The sequence below is a fragment of the Streptomyces sp. NPDC043427 genome, from assembly GCF_056436655.1.
The window spans coordinates 1-4,346 of sequence record NZ_JBWKCC010000033.1 but is presented as its reverse complement, the minus strand read 5'-3'; the positions used below and the strand labels follow the sequence as shown (position 1 = coordinate 4,346).

7 protein-coding genes are annotated in these 4,346 nt (G+C 67.5%); 1 reads left to right on the top strand and 6 read right to left on the bottom strand.

All coding sequences use genetic code 11. The annotated features are described in order from the left end of the window. Window positions 1-195: 195 nt before the first annotated feature. The 3 genes from AC067M_RS36980 to AC067M_RS36970 all read right to left on the bottom strand — a co-directional run bounded on the left by AC067M_RS36980 (window position 196) and on the right by AC067M_RS36970 (window position 1,602). Window positions 196-480: a hypothetical protein gene (locus tag AC067M_RS36980; protein ID WP_478701406.1), complete on the bottom strand. Its 285-nt coding sequence runs from the start codon at window positions 478-480 to the stop codon at window positions 196-198. Window positions 481-624: 144 nt separating this feature from the next. Beyond that, the gene (locus AC067M_RS36975) at window positions 625-894 is read right to left on the bottom strand and encodes a hypothetical protein (protein ID WP_478701405.1); all 270 of its coding nucleotides are present in this window, start codon (window positions 892-894) and stop codon (window positions 625-627) included. Between the two features lie 432 nt (window positions 895-1,326). Then, window positions 1,327-1,602, bottom strand: a complete 276-nt coding sequence (locus AC067M_RS36970; RefSeq protein ID WP_478701404.1) for a hypothetical protein — start codon at window positions 1,600-1,602, stop codon at window positions 1,327-1,329. A gap of 265 nt (window positions 1,603-1,867) precedes the next feature. Here AC067M_RS36970 and AC067M_RS36965 point away from each other — a divergent pair, with 265 nt between their 5' ends. Next, window positions 1,868-2,158, top strand: coding sequence for a chaplin (locus AC067M_RS36965; RefSeq protein ID WP_478701403.1), 291 nt, complete (start codon window positions 1,868-1,870; stop codon window positions 2,156-2,158). A 95-nt stretch (window positions 2,159-2,253) separates the two neighbouring features. Here the strand turns inward: AC067M_RS36965 and AC067M_RS36960 are convergent, their stop codons facing one another. The 3 genes from AC067M_RS36960 to AC067M_RS36950 form a co-directional block, all read right to left on the bottom strand. Then, complete coding sequence (locus AC067M_RS36960) at window positions 2,254-3,120, bottom strand: tyrosinase family protein (RefSeq protein ID WP_478701402.1); 867 nt, start codon at window positions 3,118-3,120, stop codon at window positions 2,254-2,256. After that, window positions 3,104-3,601 carry a tyrosinase family oxidase copper chaperone gene (locus AC067M_RS36955; protein WP_478701401.1) on the bottom strand — a complete coding sequence of 166 codons (498 nt, stop codon included), beginning with the start codon at window positions 3,599-3,601 and terminating at the stop codon, window positions 3,104-3,106. The genes AC067M_RS36960 and AC067M_RS36955 overlap by 17 nt, the downstream gene beginning before the upstream one ends. Before the next feature lie 205 nt (window positions 3,602-3,806). Beyond that, window positions 3,807-4,085, bottom strand: a complete 279-nt coding sequence (locus AC067M_RS36950; RefSeq protein WP_478701400.1) for a hypothetical protein — start codon at window positions 4,083-4,085, stop codon at window positions 3,807-3,809. Window positions 4,086-4,346: the final 261 nt, after the last annotated feature.

The following is a 4,346-nucleotide window of genomic DNA, read 5'->3' as shown; positions in this document are numbered from 1 at the left end:
CTGGGGGAGAGTGTTCTGTGGGCTTTTCGGGGGTGTTTGGCAGTGGGTGGGGACTGTCTCCGGGAGCAAGGGGACAGAAGACAGAAGAGGATGGCCGGGACCCGATTTCGGGTCCCGGCCATCCTCTTCTGTGCGACTTGACTCACGTGACGGGTAGCCGGCGTGAACAGGGGCGCCGCGGCTGCCTGGGGCGCGTCAGGACTTCTTGCCGGGGACGACGACGTTGCTGACGCAGGTGACCTGACTCTGTGAATTCGGGCAGCTCTGCGTCGACTCGTTGACGACGTGGACGTTGCCGAGCTTGTCGGTGGTGACCTTGTACTCGTTCACTTCCACGCAGCGAACGTGCCCCTTGCCGTCGTCGACACACGAGCCGGGGCCGGCATGGCCGAAGGCCTGGACGGCCCCGACACCGATCAGAGCGAAGCCCCCGAGGACTCCGGCTGCCGCTGCCGCTGTGATCTTCTTCGAATTGAGCATCTGTCTTTTCCTTTGCGGTCGACCCCTCGTGGCTGACGGCGGGGTCGCTCCGGATGCTTGGGCCGGCAAAAACGCCAGGTGGCAGGTCCGGGGCTCGGACACCTGGTCGAGCCCCGGGACCTGCCTAGATCACCTGATCAGTGATCACTTGCCGATGGTGAAGTTCTGGGCGCAGGTCAGGGACTCGCGCTCGCTGTTGTCCTGCTGGGCCAGGCCCAGGAGGGCGAGGTTGACGTTGATGTCGTCGATGTTGATGAGCCCCGTGGTCGAGTCGTTCTGCTCGCACGTCTGGTGCTGCTTGTTGTCGAGCTTGACCTTCTCGCCCCCGTCCGAGGCGTGGCCGAGGCCGGCGCCGAGGAAGCTGACGCTGCCGAGCATGGTCACGACGACTGCGGCCTTCTGGTACTTGCGCATTACCGCTCCGTTCTCAATTGACACGATCCGTGATGGACCGGTCACTCACAGTCGCCAACTGTAGGTTGCGTTTACGGCCATTGCCACTCGAAACGCCCAGCCACGTCAGTTTTCTGGAAAAGTGCACACCTGCGCCGCTACGCCCACATCGGGCGCGTCAACGCCCTCCGCCTCCTGTATGCAGTGAATCCGGCCCTCGCCGTCGTCGACGCACCCACCGGGGTCGGCCTCGGCGAGGGCCGGACGGCTTCCGCGCCGATCAGAGTGAGGCCCCCCAGGGCTCCCGCCGCCACAGCCGCGGTCTTCTTCGACCTGGACATCCGCCCCCTTCCTTCCATTACGGCCCGGCAAAACGCAAGGTGGCAGGCCCCGGAGCTCGGACATGGTGCGAGCTCCGGGACCTGCCTACATCACCCGATCAGCGATCAGCGATCACTTCTTGCCGAGGGTGAAGCTCTGCGAGCAGGTCAGGGACTCACGCTCGCTGTTGTCCTGCTGGGCCAGGCCGAGGAGGGCGGCGACGTTGACGTTGACGTCGTCGATGTTGACGAGGCCCGTGGTCGTGTCGTTCTGCTCGCACGACTGGTTCTGCTTGTTGTCCAGCTTGAACTTGCCGTCGCCGTCCGAAGCGTGGCTGATGCCCGCGCCGAGGAAGCCGACGCTGCCGAGCATGGCCGCGACGACCGCAGCCTTCTGGTACTTACGCATTACCTCTCCGTTTCTCGAGTGGACACAAGCCGTAACGGCCCGGTCACCTTCAGTTGCAAACGTAGGCTGCGGAGACCGCTTTTTCCACGCGAAACGCCCGGTGTCGTAAGTTTCCTGAAAAATCCCATCGCAGCGCCGCCAAGGGCTCACAGCAAAGGAGTGATCCGGAGATGGCCGTCGTGACCAATCCCAGGCCCTCGCGTTGAAGGGGCAGTGCGGCCGCGTGTTCTGCTGCCGCACTTACCGAGTCACTAAGGAGAACGTGATGTCTCGCATCGCGAAGATTGGCGCTGTCGCTCTCGGAACGGGTGCCGTGGTGCTCAGTGGGGCTGGTCTCGCCTCGGCGGACGCCGGCGCCGAGGCTGCGGCGATCGGTTCGCCCGGCGTCCTGTCCGGCAACGTGGTCCAGGTTCCGATCCACGCCCCGATCAACGTGTGCGGCAACACCGTCACCGTGATCGGCGCTCTCAACCCGGCCGTCGGCAACTTCTGCGAGAACGGCGACAAGAAGAAGGACGACAAGAAGGCCCACCACGGCCGCAGCAGCCGTCACTGACATCTGTCGTCCGCACCCAAGAGGACATGTGTCGTCCTCACTCAAGAGCCCCGGCACCTCGAGCGCCGGGGCTCTCCCCATGAACCCGCCTCACCTCATGCGTACCGGTAGATCCGGCCGACATCCTCCAGTTCGTTCGGCGTCTCGTCCCACGGCGGCAGCTTCTGGTGCCGTGCCACGATCTGCTCGTGTTGCTCATCGTCGGGGCCCGGCGGTGTTGCGGGGAGGTAGCGGGCCCCGCGGTGCCGGCGCTGCCAGCGGTACCACTGCAGGTCGATGAAGGCGTGGTGCAGCCAGAAGACAGGGTCGTTGACGGAGGCGCCGCCGAGCATGGCCCCGCCGACCCAGCGGTGCACCCGGTTGTGGTTGTGCCAGGAGGTGCTGCCCCGGCCGCTTCCCCAGCCTTCCAGCTTGTTGCGGAAGCCTCGCGTGACCGTCGAGTCCCAGGGCGCCACGTCGTAGGCCGGGTCCTTCAGCGCCTGCTCCAGTTCGCCCTTCGTGGGCAGGTCGATCGGGTCGCGGGGGTGACCGAGGTCCCGGGTGAGGAACACCTCGTCGGTCACGCCCACCTTGATGGTCCAGTTGCCCTCCCGATGGGCGAACGGACCGGTCATCACCTGGTGGTCGGAGTGGCGCCCATTGCCACCGAGGAAGTCGGCCGTCCAGGGCGCGGAGGTGGTGGTGCGCTCGCGCGTCCAGTCCCAGTACGGCACGGTCACCGACGAGTCCACCCGGCGTAGCGCGCGCTCCAGATCGAGCAGGAACCGGCGGTGCCACGGCAGGAAGGAGGGCGCCATGTGCGCGACGCGAAGTCCCTGCTCGCCGTCGGGGGAGAAGTACTCGATGTGCGTCCGCACGAACGCGTCGTATTCGCCCCGCCGTTTGACCTCCAGCAACGCTTTGACGAACCGGCGCTTCTCGGCCCCGGTGAGCGTGCCGGCGTCCCTACGCACGTACGCCATGCCGGTCCCCCCTGTGCGGGTTTCCCGCGGCCAGCGGTCCCGGGGCCAGGTCGCGCAGCCGCCGGCCGGGGCCGAGTTCGTCGACAGCGGCGCGGGCGGCCTCGAGCGGTGTCCGGTACGAGCAGTAGTGGTCGACCATGCTCAGCCAGGTGCCGTCGGCACGGCGCATCAGATGCAGAGGGCGGCCGTCGACCGTGACCTGCCACCGGCCGTCCTCACCCGCACCGTGCGCAGGGGTCCACGCACCACGGATGCGGTGGCCGCGGTAGGTCTGGTCGAAGACGGTGTCGTCCGGGGCCCGCCCCGGCCCGGATCCGGGGGGCTGCGGCGGGAGAGCTCCGGCCACCGGGGCCAGGACGGCGGCAACCGCGCAGGCGCGCAGACCGCGCGCCACATCACGCCGCGTTCTTCCCGCGGGCCGCACCGGGCCCATCGCTCCGATCTCGGCACCCACCGGCACCCCGTCGATGCCAACACCCATGGTTCACCCCTCGTTCGGTCCGGTTGTCGTAGCGATAACCGCCGAACGTCCCGCGCGGTCACCGCCGCGTGGACAGAGCGAAGTCGTGCGGGTCGGGGGCCGTGGGTGGGCGTCCAGAAAACAGAGCCGGCGTCACCGTCCGGCATACGGAGGGGCGGCCCTCGAGCTCCACCGAGGGCCGCCTCCGTACGACGTGGTCTCAGCCTTACAGGTACAGGTTGCCGTGCACCGGCTTGGCGTCGTTCACCACAGTCGCGGCCTCCTTCGCCGCGCGGACCACCGAGTCCTTGCTCCCGAGCATGGCCGACTGGCTGAGGGGGAGCCTGGTGTTCACGGCGCCGCTGAGGTCGGTGGCCGCCACGTCGGGGGCGCTCTGGCCGGTGGGCGCCAGGTCGGGGGCGTTGTGGGCGGACGCGGGCGTGGCAGCCCCGGCGGCAGCGATCAAGGACCCGGCAAGGACGGCGGCAGCCTTCAGGGACTTCATCGTGTTCCTTTCTTCGGCGACGCAGGTCGCCGGAGGCGAGCTTCTGTCGCCGTGCCTAACGAGCTGCGGCCGGGGCGGAAACCGGAGGTGCCGAAGATTGCAAGTCCTCATATGAGATCTCTGAAGACCGGGAGCAGCAAACAGTCGTGGGGGGGGGGGGGGGGGGGGGGGGGAGGCCAGGGAGAGAAGGAGGGAAAGAACCCACAAAAACCCCCGAGCGAGATAGAAAAAAAAAACGCAAGAAAAGCACGCGGGGGGGGC